This window comes from Streptomyces sp. NPDC048420 (assembly GCF_040651535.1).
Taxonomy (GTDB): Bacteria; Actinomycetota; Actinomycetes; order Streptomycetales; family Streptomycetaceae; genus Streptomyces.
The window spans coordinates 135,261-152,466 of the sequence record NZ_JBEZKG010000001.1 but is presented as its reverse complement, the minus strand read 5'-3'; the positions used below and the strand labels follow the sequence as shown (position 1 = coordinate 152,466).

The window sequence follows — 17,206 nt, the reverse complement described above, 5'->3', positions numbered from 1 at the left end:
CCCAGACTAACCCGGTGGAAAACCCGTGGCAGATGCGGGCGGGGAGGCCTTACGCTTCCCCACGATGACGACTCACACTCCTGAACGATTGGGGGTCCCGTCCGCGCAAGGTGAGTGCTGATGCTCACTTCGACCGCGAACGAGGACATCCGTACGTCCTTCTGGCCGCGCGTGCGCGAGTTCGCCGTGCCGGCCTCCATGATCGAGACCGCGACCGCCCGCCGCCTCGCCGGGGACTGGGCGGGGGCCTGTGCCGCCGCCGGCTTCGACGTCGACCTCAACCTCCGTGCCCTGGCACGCGGTCACGGCCGGGAACTCGCGTCCCGGGTCCGGGCCGATCTCCGCTCACTGGCCCCCGATCTGCTGCGCTGGCACATGCCGAGGATCGCTCCCGACGGGCTGCTGCGGCCGGGCCTGACCCTGACGCTGGCCCGGTACGACACCGACGGCGGCCCCGTGCATCTCGTGGCCCGGACCGCGCCCGCCTGGGCGGACGCCGGGCAGCGGATCAGCCTCGCCCTGTGGTCCCGCTCGGCACCCGACGCCGTACGACATCCGCATCCGCATCCGCGACCCAACCGACGGTTCCGGCTGGATCTGCATCGGCATCTGTGGGATGCGGGGCGGGCGGGTGAGCTGCGGGAGCGGGCGGGGGTCGGTGCGGCGTGGGGCCCTAGGGGGGTGGGGGCTGGTGGGGCGTGGGGCCATTGGGGGGCAGGGGCCGGTGACCCGGGAGACCCGCCAAGGGCGCGGGCCTGGCGGAGCCTGGCCGACCCCGGCGCCGACGACGCCCGACGCCGGGGCGAGTCCGGTACCGACCGAGGCTGGGACGGCCGCGGTGCCGGGCCGGGGCGGGACGGCAGCCGCCGCAGTCCGATCTGGGACGTCAGCGGTCACGGGCCGGAGCAGGACAGCAGCCACCGCGGTCCGGGCCAGCGCGTCAGCCGCGACGGCCCACAGCCGCACGGCAACGGTCACGAGCCACAGCAGAACAGCAGCCACCGCAGCACAGGCCGGGACGGCAGCCGTGACGGGCTGACCCATGACGGCAGCCGTCCAAGCCGCGACAGCAACCGTCGCCGCCCGCGTCGGGCAACCGGCGACGTGTGGGACGGTTCGGACGCCGGCGCGGTGTCCGGCCCGGGGTCCACGAACCGTCAACCCACGCCGGTCAAACCGGAGTTGAGACCCACCGTCCCGCACGGCTGTGCCGTCGACCGTTGGGTGGCCGAGGCGCGGATCCTGCTCGGTGCCGAGGGGCGGTCCGCCGGCCGTGTGCTGGTGCGGTTCGGGGGGCGCCGGCGGTTGGTGCTGGAAATCTCCGCGGACGACGACCTGATACGGCCCGTGCCGACACCCACCGCCGGAACCGTCTCCGCGCTCCCCGTCCTGCCCGACACGGCGACCTGGGTCCTCCCCGACCTCGAACTCCTGCGCACCGGCGCGATCGAGGCCGACCGGCTGCACCCCCTCGTCGCCGCCGCCCTGGCACCGGACCGCAGTACGGCCACCGGACCGCCCCGGGTCCCCGACGGGCCGGCACAGCAGCGGCTCGTGGAGTGCCGCGGCGCCCGGCACCGGATCGGTCTGGTCGACGGGGTCCTGGCCCCGCTGGACCACGACCCGGACGAGATCCGTCGCGAGGAGCTGCTGGCCGCGCTGACCGGCACTCCACTCCCCTGTCTCCAGGCCATCGACGAGGCACACCGCCGCCCGCACTGCCTGGACGGCGTCCGCGAACGCCTGGTGCACGGCGACACCGCCGGCGCGCTGGCCGTCGTAGAGGCGCTGCTCGGCCCCGAGGCGCTGTTGCGCACCGGGCCCCTCCGGGACGAACTGGAAGCGGCCGCGCTACGGCGCATCACGTACGGCCTCTTCAGGACGGGCCTGTCGGGGCCGAACCCCGCCCGGTTCGCACCCGGTCCGAGCGCCGGCGGCTCCCGGTCCCGGCGTACACGTCCACGCCACGCGACCTCCCGATGAACCCTCCGCGCCCTCCACAGACCCCCTTCTCCTGGCCCGCTCCTAGCCCATAGGTGATCACACATGACCACATACGCCCCTGCCCCCGACTCCCAACTCGACGTCGCCGCAGACCTGTTGACCCTGCTGCGCCGATCCACCACCGAACCTCGCCCCGACTCCCAGCTGGCGGCCCTGACCCTGGCCGTCGCCGCCGACCTGCCCGTACTGCTGTGGGGCGAGCCGGGGATCGGCAAGACCGCGGCCCTGACCCAGCTCGCCGCCGCCCTGGACCTCCCCCTGACCACGGTGATCGCCAGCGTGCACGAGCCGTCCGACTTCTCGGGCCTGCCCGTGGTCGGCGACGATCCCGCGACGCAGGGCGTGCCCATGGCCCCGCCGGACTGGGCGGTACGGCTGGTGCGGGCCGGGCGCGGACTGCTGTTCCTGGACGAGTTGTCCACCGCCCCACCTGCCGTGCAGGCCGCGCTGCTCAGGCTGGTGCTGGAGCGGCGGATCGGCGCCCTGCAACTGCCGCCCGGAGTAAGGATCGTGGCCGCCGCCAACCCCCGGTCCTCGGCGGCCGACGGCTGGGAACTGAGCCCTCCGCTGGCCAACCGGTTCGTCCATCTGCAGTGGACCCACGACCACGAGGTCGTCGTACGCGGACTCGGCGGGACCTGGCCCCGGGCGACACTGCCGCGGCTCGATCCCGGGAAGCTGCCGGAGGCGGTGGAGTTCGCCCGGCGGGCGGTGTGCGGGCTGCTCGCCGCGCGGCCCACGCTCGTGCACCGGTTGCCTTCCGGCGAGACCCGGCGGGGCGGGCCGTGGCCGTCGCCGCGGAGCTGGGACATGACCCTGTCCCTGATCGCCTTCGCGACCGCGGCCGGCTCCGCGCGGGACGTGCTCTCCCTGCTGGTCCGGGGCACGGTGGGGGACGGTCCGGGACTCGAACTGCTGGCGAGCCTGGACCGGCTGGACCTGCCCGATCCGGAGGACGTGCTCGCCGACCCGGCGGGGGCCGTCCTGCCCGAGCGTGGAGATCTGCGGCAGGCGGTGCTCGACGGTGTGGTGGCGGCCGTACGCGCGCGGCCGGACCGGGCCCGTTGGGAGTCGGCCTGGGCGGTGCTGGTCCGGGCGCTGGAGACCGGCGCCCCGGACCTGGTGGTCGTGCCCGCGACCACGCTCGCCTCGCTGCGCCGGCCGGACTGGGACGTACCGGCGGCGATCGAGAAGCTGGCCGGGACGGTGGTGCTGTCGCAGCGGGCGGACCGGGCCGCGGTCGCCGCCGAGGGTCGCCGATGAGTACGAGCGCCCCCGAAGAGGTGGGCGTCCTGGACCGCGAGAAGCTCTTCGCCGCCCGTCTCCACGCCGCCCGCGCCCGCCCCTACCTGGCCACCGCGCTCTTCGCCCTGCACACCGTCGAGTCGAAGCGGGTGCCGACCATGGCCGTGGACCGGCACTGGCGGTGCTATGTCTCGCCGGCGTTCGTGGACCGGACGCCGGTGGAGGAACTGGCGGGCGTGTGGGTGCACGAGGTGTCGCATCTGCTGCGCGACCATCACGGGCGCGGAGACCGGGTGGCCCGGGACCGCGGGCTGGCCGGCGTGGGCGACCGGCTGCGGATGAACATCGCCGCGGACTGCGAGATCAACGACGACGTGTACGGCGACGGGCTGGTCCGGCCCGAGGGTGCCGTCGAGCCGCGGCGCCTGCGACTGGGCGAGGGACGGCTGATGGAGGAGTACCTGAGGGACATCAGCCTCGGGCCGCTCACCCTTGACCTGTCCTGGCTGGACTGCGGGAGCGGCGCCGACGGCCTGGAGCGTGAGTGGGACCTGGGAGCCGACGGTGCGGACGGTCTGAGCGAGCAGGCACGGGACGCGGTCCGCTTCCGGGTCGCGGAGGGCATCAAGGCACGCCCGGGACACGCCCCGCAGGGGTGGCGGCGGTGGGCGGAGGAGGCGTTCCATCCGCCGCAGCCGTGGCGGGAGTTGCTGGGGGCGGCGCTGCGTTCGGCGGTCTCCGGTGCCGGGTCGGGCGACGACTACAGCTACGGGCGTCCGTCGCGGCGCTCGGCCGGGGTGCCCGGCGCGGTGCTGCCGAGTCTGCGGCGCAGGCCGCCCCGAGTGTGCGTGATCATCGACACCTCGGGCTCGGTCAGCGACGCCGAACTGGGCAGCGCACTCCTTGAGGTCGCCGCGATCTCCCGTGCCGTGGGCGGCCGCCGCGACCTGGTCACCGTGCTGTCGTGCGACGCGGCGGCCGGAACGGTGCGTCCGCTGTGCCGGGCCGAGGGCATCCCGCTGACCGGCGGCGGGGGTACCGACCTGCGCTCGGGCTTCGACAAGGCACTGCGCTCCCGGCCCCGGCCGGACGTCGTCGTGGCCCTGACCGACGGCCAGACGCCCTGGCCGAGCGCGCGGCCGTCCTGCCGTACGGTGGTCGGCCTCTTCCCCCGGCCCGGGGCGAGTGGGGCGCAACGCGAGAACAACCCCGAGTACGTGCCCGACGCGCCACCCGCGTGGGCCCGAGTGGTCGAGATCGGGTCGGCGTCCGGTGTTCGGTGAGCCCTGAACTCGGCTGCCGGGCAGGCCGGTTGACGACGACCGGCCCCACGGGGTGGACGCGGAGGCGGTGAACCACGAGATCATGGGGTCCTGCGCTGTCCTGAGCGCATTGCGCGCCTGGGTGGGAGGAGCGTCATGACCAATGTCGACGTGCACCAGCATCTGTGGACCCCTGCGCTGGTGACGGCCCTGAGGGCGCGTCGCGAGCCGCCGTGTCTCGACGGCTGGACGCTGCATCTGGACGGTGAGCCACCCTACGACCTTCCGCCCGCCGACCACGACGTGGCCCTGCGCGCCGAACTCGCCGCCACCGACGGCCTCGGCCTCGCGCTCGTCTCGCTGTCCGCGCCGATCGGCGTGGAGTGGCTGCCCGCGGCCGAGGCACAGCCCCTCCTTGACGCCTACCACGAGGGCTCGGCCGCGCTCCCCGAACCCTTCGGGGCGTGGGCCGCCGCGTGCGTGCGGGACATCGACGCCAAGGCCACGGGCAAGGCCCTCGACCAGGGGTTCGCCGGTCTCCAGCTGCCCGCCGACGCCCTTGCGGACGCGGCCGGTTACGCCCGGTGCGCCCCACTGCTCGATCTGCTCGAACAACGCGACCTCCCGCTGTTCGTGCACCCGGGGCCCGCGGCCGGCGGCTCGGCGGGGCCTGGCTGGTGGCCCGCGATGGTGCCCTACGTCCAGCAGATGCACGCCGCCTGGTTCGCCTTCCGCGCCCACGGCCGGCCTCGTCACGCCCGGCTGCGGGTCTGCTTCGCGCTGCTGGCCGGGCTCGCCCCGCTGCACGGCGAGCGGTTCGCCGCCCGCGGGGACGGCGACAGCCGGCCGGACCCGTTGGTCTTCGTCGAGACGTCCTCGTACGGTCCGCGCGCGGTGGAGTCCGTCGTCCGGGCGCTCGGCGTGGACGCCGTGATCCAGGGTTCGGACCGGCCGTACGCGGAGCCGCCGCAGCACCCCGGCCACGGACTCGGCGGAGCGGCCGCGTATGCCTTCCGCATCGCCAACCCCCGGAGACTGCTCACAGGGAAGGACTGATCTCGCGGCCCGGACCAGGGAAAAGTCAATTAATGGCAACGGTTTTCACATAACGGCCGCCAGATCTGTTTACGACAATCATTTCCACCTAGCGTGGCGGAGCAATCAGAACCGCGCTTGGAGGATCCATGTCCACGTCCCCGTCCCGCCGTCTGGCGCTGCTCGTCGGCGCCTCCGTCGCCCTGTTGGCAGGCTGCGGCAGCTCCTCGGACTCCGGGAGCGACGGGAGCGCCTCCGCCGCCCCGGCGGCGTCCTCCAAGGTCGCCGTCGTCGCCTCCACCAACGTCTACGGCGACATCGTCTCGCGCATAGGCGGCGACAAGGTCTCCGTCACCTCGGTCATCAGCGACCCCGACCAGGACCCGCACTCCTACGAGGCCAGCACCCAGAACCAGCTGGCCCTGTCGAAGGCGAAGGTCGTCGTCGAGAACGGCGGCGGCTACGACGACTTCGTGGACCGGATGCTCAAGAGCGGCGGCAACTCCTCCGCCGAGGTGATCAACGCGGTGAAGGTCTCCGGCCACACCGCGCCCAAGGGCGGCGAGCTCAACGAGCACGTCTGGTACGACTTCCCGACCGTCGCGAAGATCGCCGACCGTATCGCCGCCGCCCTCGGCAAGGCCGACCCCTCGAACGCAGCCGTCTACACGAAGAACGCCGAGGTCTTCAAGGCCGCCCTGAAGCCGCTTGAGGCCAAGGAGGCGCAGATCAGGAAGGAACACGCCGGTGCGGCGATCGCCATCACCGAGCCGGTGCCGCTGTACATGACCACGGCGAGCGGCCTGGTCGACAAGACGCCCGCGGAGTTCAGCGAGGCCATCGAGGAGGGCACCGACGTCTCCCCCAAGGTCCTCCAGGAGGCGCTCGCCCTCTTCTCCGAGAAGCAGGTCAAGGCGCTGGTCTACAACGAGCAGACCTCGGGGCCGCAGACCGAGAAGTCCGAGCAGGCGGCCAAGGCGGCGGGCATCCCCGTGGTCCCGGTGACCGAGACCCTGCCGAGCGGCAAGAACTACCTCACCTGGATGACCTCCAACGTCGACGCGCTCGCGAACGCGCTGGCCAAGTGAGCCCGATACCCCCGCCGGTGATCAGCCTGCGCGGTGCCGCGCTGTCCTACGGCGCCCGCACGGTCTGGCACGGCCTCGAACTCGACGTACAGCCAGGGGAGTTCCTCGCGGTCCTGGGCCCGAACGGAGCCGGCAAGACCAGCTTCGTACGGGCCTTGCTGGGCCGACAGCCGCTGTCCGCCGGGGAGTTGACGGTCCTCGGCCGCCCTCCCCGCGAGGCGGCCCGGCACATCGGTTACGTGCCCCAGCAGGCGTCCCTGTCCGCGCAGGCGATGCTCCGCGCCCGCGATCTCGTCCGGTTCGGCATCGACGGGCACCGTTTCGGACCGCGGCTGCGAACGGCGGGCGTGCGCAGCCGCGTCGACGAGATCCTCGCCTCCGTGGGCGCCTCGGCCTACGCCGACGTACCCGTGGGCCAGTTGTCCGGCGGCGAGCGTCAGCGTGTCCGCATCGGGCAGGCGCTCGCGACCGATCCCGAGATCCTGCTGTGCGACGAGCCGCTGCTCTCCCTCGACCTCCACCACCAGCGTGCGGTCACCGAGCTGGTGGACGCCCGCCGCCGCTCCCACGGCACGGCAGTGGTGTTCGTGACCCACGAGATCAACCCGGTCCTCGACCTGGTGGACCGGGTGCTCTACCTGGCGCCCGGCGCCCATCGGGTCGGCACCCCCGACGAGGTCCTCACCTCCGAGTCCCTGTCCCGCCTGTACGGCACCCGGGTCGACGTCGTCAACGTGCGCGGACGGGTGGTCGTCGTCGGCGCCCTCGACGAGCCCGCGCACCACGTGCCCGAGGAGGTTCGCCCATGACCGTCTGGCACGAGCTGTTCGACTTCGAGAACTACGGCGAACTCCTGGTCCTGGTCCGCAACTCGCTCATCGTCGGCGCGGCCCTCGGACTGGTCGGCGGTCTCGCCGGGGTCTTCGTCGCGATGCGCGATCTGCCCTTCGCGGTGCACGGCATCAGCGAGCTGTCGTTCGCGGGCGCCTCCGGGGCGCTGCTGATGGGCATGAACATCGTGGCCGGCTCGATCACCGGCTCGCTCCTCGCGGCCGGCGCGATCGGCCTGCTCGGCACCCGCGCGCGTGACCGCAACTCGGTGATCGGCATCCTGATGCCGTTCGGACTGGGGCTCGGGGTGCTCTTCCTCGCCCTCTACAAAGGGCGGGCGGCGAACAAGTTCGGTCTGCTCACCGGACAGATCGTCGCCGTGGACACCCCGCAGACGACCTGGCTGCTCGTCACCTCCGCGGTGGTCCTGATCGCCCTCGCGGTGATGTGGCGCCCGCTCGCGTTCGCCAGCGCCGACCCCGACGTCGCCGAGGCCCGCGGAGTCCCGGTGCGCGGGCTCTCCTTCGCCTTCATGATCGTGCTCGGGCTGGCGGTCGCGCTGTCCGTGCAGGTCGTGGGCGCTCTGCTGGTGCTCTCGCTGCTGATCACCCCGGCCGCGGCGGCCGCCCGGGTCACCGCGTCCCCGGTCCTGCTGCCCCTGTTCAGCGTGGTCTTCGCCATGGCGTCGATCGAGGGCGGCATCCTGCTCGCCCTGGGCAGCAGCATCCCGATCAGCCCGTACGTCACGACGATCTCGTTCCTGATCTACGTCGTCTGCGGCACGGTCGGCCGGTACCGGACCCGGCGCTGGGGCGCCCGGCTGAGCGTGAGACCCAGCTCATAGCTTCGACAGCCCGGATGTGGTCCAATACGCCATAAGTGTGACGAATCGGACTCCATCTTTCGAGGACATGCACCACATGACCCACCCCCGCCTGTACACACGCTCGGCCCCCTTCCTGCCTTCGGAGACCCTCCGGGAGCTGTCCGAGGCGGCCCGGGCGGCGGGGACCGGGCAGGTGCTGGACGAGCTGTGGACGGCCCGCCGGTTCCTGGACGGGACACCGGCGGCCGTCGCGGTCCTGGACGCGGACCTGCGCTATCTGTACCTCAACGACACCCTGGCGGAGTTCAACGGGCTGCCCGTGGAGGACCACATCGGCCGCCCCATGCCGGAGGTGATCCCCGGCTCCGGGCCCTCGGCGGAGGTGGTGCGCGAGGTGATCCGTACCGGACGGCCGCAGACGGTCGTGTTCGACGGCCGGGCGCCCGTGGACCCGGTGGACGCGCCGCGCTGGTGGCTCGGTGCCTTCCACCGGCTCGACGGCGAGGACGGCGAGATCCTCGGCGTCGCCGCCGTCGTCATGGAGGTCACCGAGGGGATCCAGCAGCGTGAGTCGCTGCGGCGGGCCCAGGAGCGTCTGGAACTGCTGGAGGAGACCGCCGCCCGGGTCGGCAGCACGCTCGACGCGGCCGAGGCCTGTCGGGCGCTGACCGATGTGCTGGTGCCGCGGTTCGCCGACTACGCCGTCGTGGACGTGCTCGACCCCGAGGGCACCCGCCGGGCCCCGGCCACCCCCATGCCGGTGCGGTTGCGGCGGATGGCGGTGGCCGCCGCTCCCGGCATGCCCGAGCCGCTGACCCCCGTGACCAGAAGCGGCGAGGTGATCTTCCACCAGGCCAGCTCGTCGATGGCCCAGGTGCTGACCAGGCACGAGCCCATGGTGCTCATACGGCCCGACGACGACACCGTGCGCCTCCTGGCTCCCACCCGGCAGCGGCTGGAGCGCTATCGGGCCCTGGAGCTGCACTCGGTGGCGTATCTGCCCCTGATGGTGGGCGGCGAGCCGGTGGGAGCCGTCGTCGTCGGCCGCCGAGGAGACTCCCCGGAGTTCACCCAGGAGGACATCGAGCTCCTGGAGCTGCTGACCGCGCGGGCCGCGACGGGCATCGGTCACGCGCTGCGCTACACCCACGAGCACGAGACCGCCCTGGAGATGCAGCGCGCCTTCCTGGCCACCCCGCACACTCCGGGGCCTGGCGTGGAGATCGCCAGCCGCTATCTGCCGGCCGGGCGGGGCGCCGAGGTCGGTGGCGACTGGTTCGACGCGGTCGCCCTGCCCTCCGGGTGCACGCTGCTCGTGGTCGGGGACGTCATGGGGCACGGGGTGCGGGCCGCCGCGGCCATGAGCGAGTACCGCTCTGTGATCCGAGCTCTGGCCCTGCAGGGCCTCGCCCCCGACCGGCTGCTCACCGAGGCGGACCGCACCGCCCACGCGCTCGACCTGGACCGCGTCGCGACCTGTGTGCTGGCCCTGCTGGATCCCGATGCCGGACACGCCGTGCTGGCCACGGCCGGTCATGTCCCGCCCCTCCTGGTCCGCCCCGACACCGCCCCCGAACTCGCGGACCTGCCCGTCGGCCCCCCGCTGGGCACGGGCTCCGGCGGGTACGAGAGCCGGCACTGCCCGCTGCCACCGGGCTCCCTGCTGCTGGCCTACACCGACGGGCTCGTGGAGCGGCGCGGCCAGGACATAGACGCCGGCCTCGACGCCCTGACGGCCATGCCCATCGCCTCCGGACACCCCCTGCCGGACATCCTCACCACCGTCATCGACCGCCTGGCCCCGGCCAACTCGGAGGACGACGTCACGCTGCTGGCGGCCCGGACCCTCTGACGGCGGCCCGGCCCTCGGTGACCTTGGAGCCCTGGGCTCCGCGCAAGGCGTCATCTTCGGCCCGTCGGAGGCCAGTTGTGGCGCGACAGGTGGTCTCGTCGGGGTGGCGTTCAGTCAAACGTGGGGCAGTCCCGAAGACCCTCGCCGCCGGGCACGGTGACGCGCATACGTTCCGGGCATCCGACGGACGGACCCGGCGCGGGCCCGCCGCGATCCACAGACACAGAGGAGGCACCGTGGCGAGTGTGGAAGTGTCGCTGAAGGAGATGCTGGCCGGGACGGAAGGAGCGATGGCGGCCGCGGTCGTCGACTACACCAGCGGGATGGCGTTGGGCACGCTGGGCGGCGGCAAGGACCTGGACATGACGGTCGCGGCGGCCGGCAACACCGATGTCATCCGGGCCAAGGTGCGCACCATGGAGCAGTTGGGCCTCAAGAGCAGCATCGAGGACATCCTGATCACGCTCGGGACCCAGTACCACCTCATCCGCCTGGTGACCGGCCGCAACGGCAACGGGCTGTTCCTGTATCTGGTCCTCGACAAGGCCCGCTCGAACCTGGCCATGGCGCGCCACCAACTCAGGCGTGTGGAGGAGCAGTTGGAGATCTAGGCCCCCTTCCAGGTCGGGGATGTCGCGCGCCCACGATGTGAAGACTTCTTCAAGTCGCCACATCCACATGAGTCCAATCCGTGGCCGCCCGCCGTCCCCGACCAGCAGGATCGGCATCGACGACCCGTCCCGTCCGGCAGGGAGCGAGCCCCCCCCCCATGCACGTCCCCCTCTACCAGGCCAAGGCGGACTTCTTCCGCATGCTGGGGCACCCCGTGCGCATCCGCGTGCTGGAACTGCTCCAGCACGGGCCCGTCCCCGTCCGCGACCTGCTCGCCGACATCGACATCGAGCCCTCCAGCCTGTCCCAACAGCTGGCCGTCCTACGCCGCTCGGGCATCGTCGTGTCCATCCGGGAGGGCTCCACGGTGAGTTACGCCCTCGCCGGCGGCGACGTCGCCGAACTCCTGCGCGCGGCCCGCCGTATCCTCACCGAACTCCTCGCGGGCCAGAACCAGCTCCTGACGCAGCTCCAGCAGGCCGACACCGCCACGTCGGGCCCGTGTCGGCAGCAGCAGCCCCCTCTCAGCCGCAGCCGAAACGAACGGCTCGCCCCTACGGCGCCCGCGGCACCCGCCGACCGGCCCCGCTGAACGGGGCCCCTGTGCCTCCGCCGAGTACCGTCGTCGTCAGGCCCGGGGGCCGGGCTGCCGCTCGGCGAGGCCGTGCCAGTACCTGGCCTCCTCCTCGTCGCCCTCCGCCGCGGCCACGTCGCCCAGCAGCGCCAGCACCGCCGCCGGGAGGGGGTGCGCGAACGGCGGCGGTGACGCGGGGGCGTCAGTGACCGCTCCGCCCGGTGCCGTGCCACCGCCCGCGGGGAGAGGAGGCCGCTCGGGCCGGGCACCCTCGACCACTTCCGTCTCCGTCTCTTCGGACACGGTGGGCGCCAGAACCTCCCGGGCGCGCTCCCGCTGCCCCAGGCTGAGCAGCAACTCGGCGTACTCCTCGCGCACGGCGAACTCGATTTCGTGGTCACCGCACGCGAGGGCCTGCTCGAACCAGGGGCACGCCTCCTCCGGCCGGTCGTCCGCGACCAGCACCTGTGCCAGCAGCCGCAGGCCCTGCGGCCGGTGCTCGGTGTCCTCGGAGCGGGCGAGCGGCAGCAGCGTCTCCTCGGCCTCGCGCCACAGTTCCATGCGGAACAGGGTGCCGCCCAGGTATCGGCGGGCCTGCCACTCGACGCCGGGGTCTGCGGTGGCGAGCGCGTCGGACAACAGGCGCCGCGCCTCCTCCAGCTCGTCCTCGGACAGCCGTACGACGCCGAGCAGGACGCCGGCCGAGGGCGCGGTGTCCGGGTCGCCCATGCCGAGCGAGCTCTCCAGGAGTTCCCCGGCGGCCTTGATGTCGCCGATCTCCAGCAGGTGTTCGCCCATGCCGAAGTAAGCCACTGCGATCGCCTGGGAGTCGCCGGACTCCTCCACGCCCGGCAGCAGTTCCTCCGCCGCGTCGACGTCTCCCCTGCGCAGCAGCAGCACGCAGAGATACGCGCGTGCGACGTTGACGACGTCGGCCAGGGCCGGGTCGGGGTCGCCGCTCACGCCCCGCAGCAGGCGGTCGGCCTCGGCGTCGTCGCCGCCGCCCTCCAGCAGGAACTTCGCCAACTGGACCTGTGCCATCCGGGCCACGAGCGCCTCGTCGGCCCGCCCCGCCTCGCGCAGTGCCGCCATGCCTTCCTCGCGGCGGCCGTCGTACACGAGGACCATGCCGAGCAGGGCGGTCGCCCAGGCCACGGCCGCGGCGTTGTCCGACTTGGCGACCACCCGCAGCAGACTCTCGGCGCGGGCGAGGTCGCCGTGGTCGGCGAGGGTGACGGCGAGGTCGACGCGGGCGACCAGCGACCACTCCTCGTGGCCGGAGTCGATGGCGATCCGGTAGGCCTCCTCGGCCTCCGCGATCCGGCCCTCGCCCGACAGGTAGTCACCGAGGATGTCGGCGGCGCGCGGCCCCTGGTCCGGGTGTCCGGACCGGGCCGCCTCCATCAGCAGTTCCGAGGCGCGGCCGGAGATGCCGTCCTGGGCGGCGAGCATCGCGGCAAGGTTGATGCGGGCGATCTGTGTCCAGTCCCGGTGCCCGGAGTCGATCGCCGTGCGGTAGGCCTGCTCGGCCTCCTGTGTCCGGTCGGCCGCGGCCAGCAGTTCACCCAGGACGTCGGCGGCACGCGGGGCCTGTTCGACGTGGCCCGACCCCATGACCTCCGTCAGGAGTGCGCGCCCCGCCTCCAGGTCGTCGGCCTGGGTGGCCAGGACGAACGCCAGGTCGACGCGGGCGGTGTGCGACCAGTCCGGGTGTCCGGAGGCGACCGCGCGTGCCAGCCAGTCGCGGGCGGTGTCCGTTTCCTCCACCGCGGTGTGCCATTCGCCGAGCGCGCACGCGGCGCGGGGTCCCTGGTCGGGGTGCCCCTGCTCGGCCACCTCGCGCAGCAGCGGCAGCGCGTCCTCGACGTCGCCCTGCTGCAACAGCGCGACGCCGAGGCTCACGCGCGCGGCCGGGACGAGCAGGGGATGCCCGGAGCGGAGTACGGCCTCCAGCATCTGCCGGGCCTCGTCCAACCGGCCCTGGAAGATGTACAGCTCGGCGAGGCCCGACTGGGCCTGGGGCGCGGCGTGGTAGCCGCCGCTGTCAGCCGCCGACTTCAGCAGTTCCTCGGCACGCTTGAGCTTGCCCTGGTTTGCATAGATCTCGCTGAGGCCGACCGAGGCCAGCGCGGTGATCTGGCCGGCGATCGACTCGCCGACCGCGCGGGACAGCGCCCACGGCTGTTCTTCCACCTCGGCCCTGCCCGTGCGGGCGGAGACACCGGTGCCGGGCTTGCCCCGTTCGCGGGAGGCGGGACGTCCGCCACGCACACCGCGTATGTCATGGGTCAGCACGCTGACGTACTGCGGCCGTGCCAGTGAGGTCACCTCGGTGTCCCCGGCGGCGAGCACCGTCTCCAGGATCTGTTCGGCCCGAAGGGACTCGCCCTGCAGCGCGAGCAGACGGGCCAGGCCCACCTGGGCCATCTGGGAGACCTGCGCGTCGCGGGAGGTGACCGCGGTCTCCAGCAGGGCGCGGGCCCGCCGGCGATCGCCGGTGATCATGAGGAGTCCGGCCAGGTCGACCTGGGCGAGGGGGACCACGTCCTCGACGCCGGAGGCGGCCGCGGTGTCCAGCAGAGCGGCCGCCTGCTCGAAGTCGCCCTGGTAGAGGTGGATCTCACCGAGCATCAGGGACGCCCAGGCCGCGCTGTCGTGTTCGCCGGTGGTGCGGGCGACGCGCTGGAAGATCTGCTCGGCGATCTCGCTCTCCTCCCGCAGCAGAGCCGCGTACGCGCTGCGCAGCAGGTCGCCGGCCGGCTGGTGTTCGGCGAGGTGCTGCCAGGCCATGCGCGGCACCGCGGCGGCGGGGTCGTCGGTGCGGCTGTCCAGGTACTCCGCGAGGTGGGGCGATCCGGTGTACACGGGCGGCAGGTCCGGTCCGGAGTCGCGGTGCAGCAGGGCGACACCCCCGGCGACCGGCTCGCGGGCCCAGGCCAGGCCGGTGCGGAAGAGTTCGTCCTCGGCGTCGAACTGTGGGTGGTGCACGGCGAGGTAGACGTCGAACAGCCGACGCAGCCGGTCCTCGGGCACCGGCTCGGTCATGCCCATGCGGTACCAGTCGGTGGCCGCCTTCACCACCGTCCAGCCGGCCGGGCAGCTCTCCACGCCGTCGTCGAACCTCTGCTCCAGGGCGGGGGCGGCCACCATCAGCTCGCCGATGCCGCGCACCGCGAAGTCCTCGCCGGGATACAGATCGCGGGCGGCCGCGGTGTCCTCGGCGCCCAGCCGTGAGGGCAGCTTGACCGTGCGCGCCTTGCCCAGGACGGTGCGTGAGACCCTCCCGACGTCGTTCTCCATGCCGGTGAGCGCCGCCCGCTGCTTGGCCGGGAGGGTGGCCACGACGACGACCGGCGGGTCCTGACGCGCCAGCCGGTCGAGGATCTGGAGGTCCAGCCCGCCGGGTTGGAGGTAGCGGTGGAGATCGTCCAGCCACAGCACGCTGCGGTCCGTTCCGGTGGGCAGGGTGAGTCGGCTCAGGTCGTCGAGGACCCGCTGGTCCGGTCCGTCGGGGCGGGGCACCATCAGCCGGGCGCCGGGCAGCACACGGTTCAGCGCCTCGTACAGCGTGCGGGACTTGCCGGCCTTGGAGGGACCGAGGAGCACCACGAAGCGGGCCTCGGCGAGCGCTGCGTCCAGTTGCCCGTCCTGCGGGTGCCGGGGGACGTAGGGCGCGGTCTCCGGACGGTTGCCGTACTTGGAGCGGGAGACGCCGATGTCGTACGGGTCGACCGCGTCCACGCGGGGGATGTCGCCGTCCTCGGTCAGCGGGATCCACAACAGCCTCTCCAGGCGGTCGCGCAGTTCCTCGCTCGTGGTGTCGCGCACGTGCTCGGCGAGCGGCGGCCAGTACCGGGCGAGGACTTCGACCCTGACGGCGTACGCGGTGCGCCGGTCCACCCCGGTCTTCCTGGAGACGGGATCACGGGCGACCATCATGCCGATCACACCCCGGGTGTTCATGTCCCACACCGGGGAGCCGGAGAAGCCTCCCTCCAGCGCGAAACCGTGGGTGCCGGCCTCCACCTGGAGCCATTCCCGGCCCGCGCGGCCGTTGATCTCGCCCCGGACGTGGATTCCGTCCCGGTGCTCCCTCGGGTAGCCGTAGACACGGAACCGGTGGTCCCAGGTGGTGCCGGTGGTGCGCAGCGGAGCGGGCTCGGCTTCCGGGGGCGGGGGCTCGGCGAGTTCGAGGACCGCGATGTCGGCGGTGCCGGTTCCGGTGAGCGGGTGCCAGCCGTCGGGCACCACCGTCGCGGGGATCGGATCGTGTTCCGGGGTGTGCTGGAACCGCACGTACACCGGTTCCTCGGGCCGGGAGAGCGCCGCGCTCTCCCGGACGACGTGGGCGCAGGTCAGCACATGCCGGGGCGTGGCCAGCAGACCGGCGCCGGCCGGATCGGCGTCCCGGGTGCGGTGGACGCTCACCTGCCAGGGCGCGCGCTCCTCGGTGGCGGCCACGGGGTCAGGCCCCGCTGCCGGCGGCGGGACCGCTCCAGTGGATCTTGACGTTGAAGTGGCCCTCCAGGGCGGTCTTCGCGATCACCACGCCGGACTCGGCGTTGAGCTTCATCCCGAACTCGACCTCGTACTCGTCCGGTGCGAGGGCCCCCACGAAGTCGACGACCGACCGCAGCGCCGGGCGTACCACCGCGAGGGCCTCCTCCAGACGCCGTCCCGCCTCGGCCACGCCGTTGCCGTCGCGGACGGCGATGCGTTCGAGGTCGACCTCCTCGTCCTCCACCTCGACGAGCAGCGTCGCCCCGCCGGAACCGTAGAAACGCACCAACTCCGCCATAATTCCCCCGAGTTGTGTTCATTGAATGGTATTCGTAAAGAATAATGCCGCTAACTGATGGTTCATGCGGGTTTTCAAGGAAACGTCGCCGACTCTGAAGAGGGGCATCGTGGACGACAGCAGGCGAGGCATCACGGAGACGCTGGCCGCCACCGACATCAGCGAACAGGAGGCCGCACTGCGGGTACTGGGCCACGCCCTGCGCTGGGCCGCCGGCGCGCTGCGCCAGGTGGACGCCGGCGAGGGCGGGGCACCGGCCCTCGCCGCCCTGTACGCGCTGGACGACGCCCTGACGGACGGCCGGGAGCTGGCCCGGGAACTGCCGGGGCTCGTCGTGGCCGCCCGTCCCGGGCCCGAAGTGGCCCGGGGTTCCGAGGAGTTGATGCGCGAACTCACGGACACGGCCGACCGGGTGCGCGCCGCGCGCGAGACCCTGGAGCAGCTCGCGGCCACGGAGGACGCGCTGCGCGGTCAGTTGGCCGAGCACACGGAGCTGCGCCGTCAGGTGGACGAACTGCGCCGGCTGGAGCGGCTGGTGGCCGCCCTGGACGCGCTCCAGGACCAGCAGCAGGTCATCGGCGCGCGGCTGGCCGAGTTGCGTGGGCGGGACACCGGCGTGGACCAGGCGATGCGCACCAGCAGCGACGCGCTCGTACGGCTCACCGAGGACCGACTCGCGCTGCTGGCTCCACAGACGCGCGAGACCCTGGAGCGGGCCGCGACGGCGCAGAACGCCCTTGCCGCGGCGGAGCGCGAGTACCGGGCGAGCAATGCGGAACTCGCCGGCTACCAGGACCGGCTGGAGGCCGTGCACGCCGCGCAGGGCGCCCGCCTGGCCTCCCTGAACCGGCATGCGCGCGCCGACCGGGAGCTGGCGCACGCGCTGCGCGGGGCGGCCGGCGCGGAGGGCCCCGCCGCCCCGGCGGGCGGCGGGCTCACTCTCGAACAGGTGGAGGTCCTCGCGGACACCGTCGAGCGGCGGCTCCGCGAGGCCGACGCCGCTCTCACCGTGGTGTTGCGGGACCGGGAGGAGAGGGACACCGAGGGCCGGGCGGTGGTGCCGCGGACGTGACCTGCGG

13 protein-coding genes and 1 pseudogene are annotated in these 17,206 nt (G+C 73.1%); 12 read left to right on the top strand and 2 right to left on the bottom strand.

The window, feature by feature from the left end:
* Positions 1–120: 120 nt before the first annotated feature.
* The 11 genes and pseudogenes from AB0D34_RS00650 to AB0D34_RS00600 all read left to right on the top strand — a co-directional run.
* Positions 121–654: pseudogene (locus AB0D34_RS00650) on the top strand (hypothetical protein); the annotation flags it as partial.
* Positions 637–1,983, top strand: a complete 1,347-nt coding sequence (locus AB0D34_RS00645; RefSeq protein WP_362655351.1) for a hypothetical protein — start codon at positions 637–639, stop codon at positions 1,981–1,983. The pseudogene AB0D34_RS00650 and the gene AB0D34_RS00645, both read left to right, overlap by 18 nt.
* Positions 1,984–2,046: 63 nt before the next feature.
* Positions 2,047–3,267: an AAA family ATPase gene (locus AB0D34_RS00640; protein ID WP_362654324.1), complete on the top strand. Its 1,221-nt coding sequence runs from the start codon at positions 2,047–2,049 to the stop codon at positions 3,265–3,267.
* A complete protein-coding gene (locus AB0D34_RS00635) occupies positions 3,264–4,532 on the top strand; it encodes a VWA-like domain-containing protein (RefSeq protein ID WP_362654321.1) in 1,269 nt (422 codons plus the stop codon). Before AB0D34_RS00640 ends, AB0D34_RS00635 begins: the two co-directional genes overlap by 4 nt.
* 135 nt (positions 4,533–4,667) lie before the next feature.
* Entirely contained in the window at positions 4,668–5,567 is a 900-nt protein-coding gene (locus AB0D34_RS00630) for an amidohydrolase (RefSeq protein WP_362654319.1), read from the top strand.
* A 128-nt stretch (positions 5,568–5,695) separates the two neighbouring features.
* Positions 5,696–6,634, top strand: a complete 939-nt coding sequence (locus tag AB0D34_RS00625) for a zinc ABC transporter substrate-binding protein (RefSeq protein WP_362654317.1) — start codon at positions 5,696–5,698, stop codon at positions 6,632–6,634.
* Positions 6,631–7,443, top strand: a complete 813-nt coding sequence (locus AB0D34_RS00620) for a metal ABC transporter ATP-binding protein (RefSeq protein ID WP_362654314.1) — start codon at positions 6,631–6,633, stop codon at positions 7,441–7,443. The genes AB0D34_RS00625 and AB0D34_RS00620 overlap by 4 nt, the downstream gene beginning before the upstream one ends.
* A complete protein-coding gene (locus tag AB0D34_RS00615) occupies positions 7,440–8,309 on the top strand; it encodes a metal ABC transporter permease (RefSeq protein ID WP_362654311.1) in 870 nt (289 codons plus the stop codon). Before AB0D34_RS00620 ends, AB0D34_RS00615 begins: the two co-directional genes overlap by 4 nt.
* A 76-nt stretch (positions 8,310–8,385) precedes the next feature.
* Positions 8,386–10,143 (top strand): SpoIIE family protein phosphatase, encoded by a 1,758-nt coding sequence (locus tag AB0D34_RS00610; protein WP_362654308.1) that lies wholly within the window; start codon positions 8,386–8,388, stop codon positions 10,141–10,143.
* 236 nt (positions 10,144–10,379) lie between these two features.
* Complete coding sequence (locus AB0D34_RS00605; RefSeq protein ID WP_362654306.1) at positions 10,380–10,754, top strand: hypothetical protein; 375 nt, start codon at positions 10,380–10,382, stop codon at positions 10,752–10,754.
* Positions 10,755–10,912: 158 nt separating this feature from the next.
* The gene (locus tag AB0D34_RS00600; protein WP_362654303.1) at positions 10,913–11,347 is read left to right on the top strand and encodes a metalloregulator ArsR/SmtB family transcription factor; all 435 of its coding nucleotides are present in this window, start codon (positions 10,913–10,915) and stop codon (positions 11,345–11,347) included.
* Positions 11,348–11,383: 36 nt separating this feature from the next.
* On the opposite strand, the gene AB0D34_RS00595 is transcribed toward AB0D34_RS00600, so the two are convergent.
* Entirely contained in the window at positions 11,384–15,790 is a 4,407-nt protein-coding gene (locus AB0D34_RS00595) for a tetratricopeptide repeat protein (protein WP_362654300.1), read from the bottom strand.
* Positions 15,791–15,794: 4 nt separating this feature from the next.
* Entirely contained in the window at positions 15,795–16,127 is a 333-nt protein-coding gene (locus tag AB0D34_RS00590) for a CU044_2847 family protein (protein WP_362654297.1), read from the bottom strand.
* A gap of 109 nt (positions 16,128–16,236) precedes the next feature.
* On the opposite strand from AB0D34_RS00590, the gene AB0D34_RS00585 reads away from it, so the two are divergent.
* Positions 16,237–17,199 carry a hypothetical protein gene (locus AB0D34_RS00585; protein WP_362654294.1) on the top strand — a complete coding sequence of 321 codons (963 nt, stop codon included), beginning with the start codon at positions 16,237–16,239 and terminating at the stop codon, positions 17,197–17,199.
* Positions 17,200–17,206: the final 7 nt, after the last annotated feature.

Coding starts and splice junctions, on each gene's coding strand:
- AB0D34_RS00640 (WP_362654324.1), top strand. CDS start 2,047: ATGACCACATACGCCCCTGCCCCCGACTCCCAACTCGACGTCGCCGCA.
- AB0D34_RS00635 (WP_362654321.1), top strand. CDS start 3,264: ATGAGTACGAGCGCCCCCGAAGAGGTGGGCGTCCTGGACCGCGAGAAG.
- AB0D34_RS00630 (WP_362654319.1), top strand. CDS start 4,668: ATGACCAATGTCGACGTGCACCAGCATCTGTGGACCCCTGCGCTGGTG.
- AB0D34_RS00625 (WP_362654317.1), top strand. CDS start 5,696: ATGTCCACGTCCCCGTCCCGCCGTCTGGCGCTGCTCGTCGGCGCCTCC.
- AB0D34_RS00615 (WP_362654311.1), top strand. CDS start 7,440: ATGACCGTCTGGCACGAGCTGTTCGACTTCGAGAACTACGGCGAACTC.
- AB0D34_RS00610 (WP_362654308.1), top strand. CDS start 8,386: ATGACCCACCCCCGCCTGTACACACGCTCGGCCCCCTTCCTGCCTTCG.
- AB0D34_RS00600 (WP_362654303.1), top strand. CDS start 10,913: ATGCACGTCCCCCTCTACCAGGCCAAGGCGGACTTCTTCCGCATGCTG.
- AB0D34_RS00590 (WP_362654297.1), bottom strand. CDS start 16,127: ATGGCGGAGTTGGTGCGTTTCTACGGTTCCGGCGGGGCGACGCTGCTC.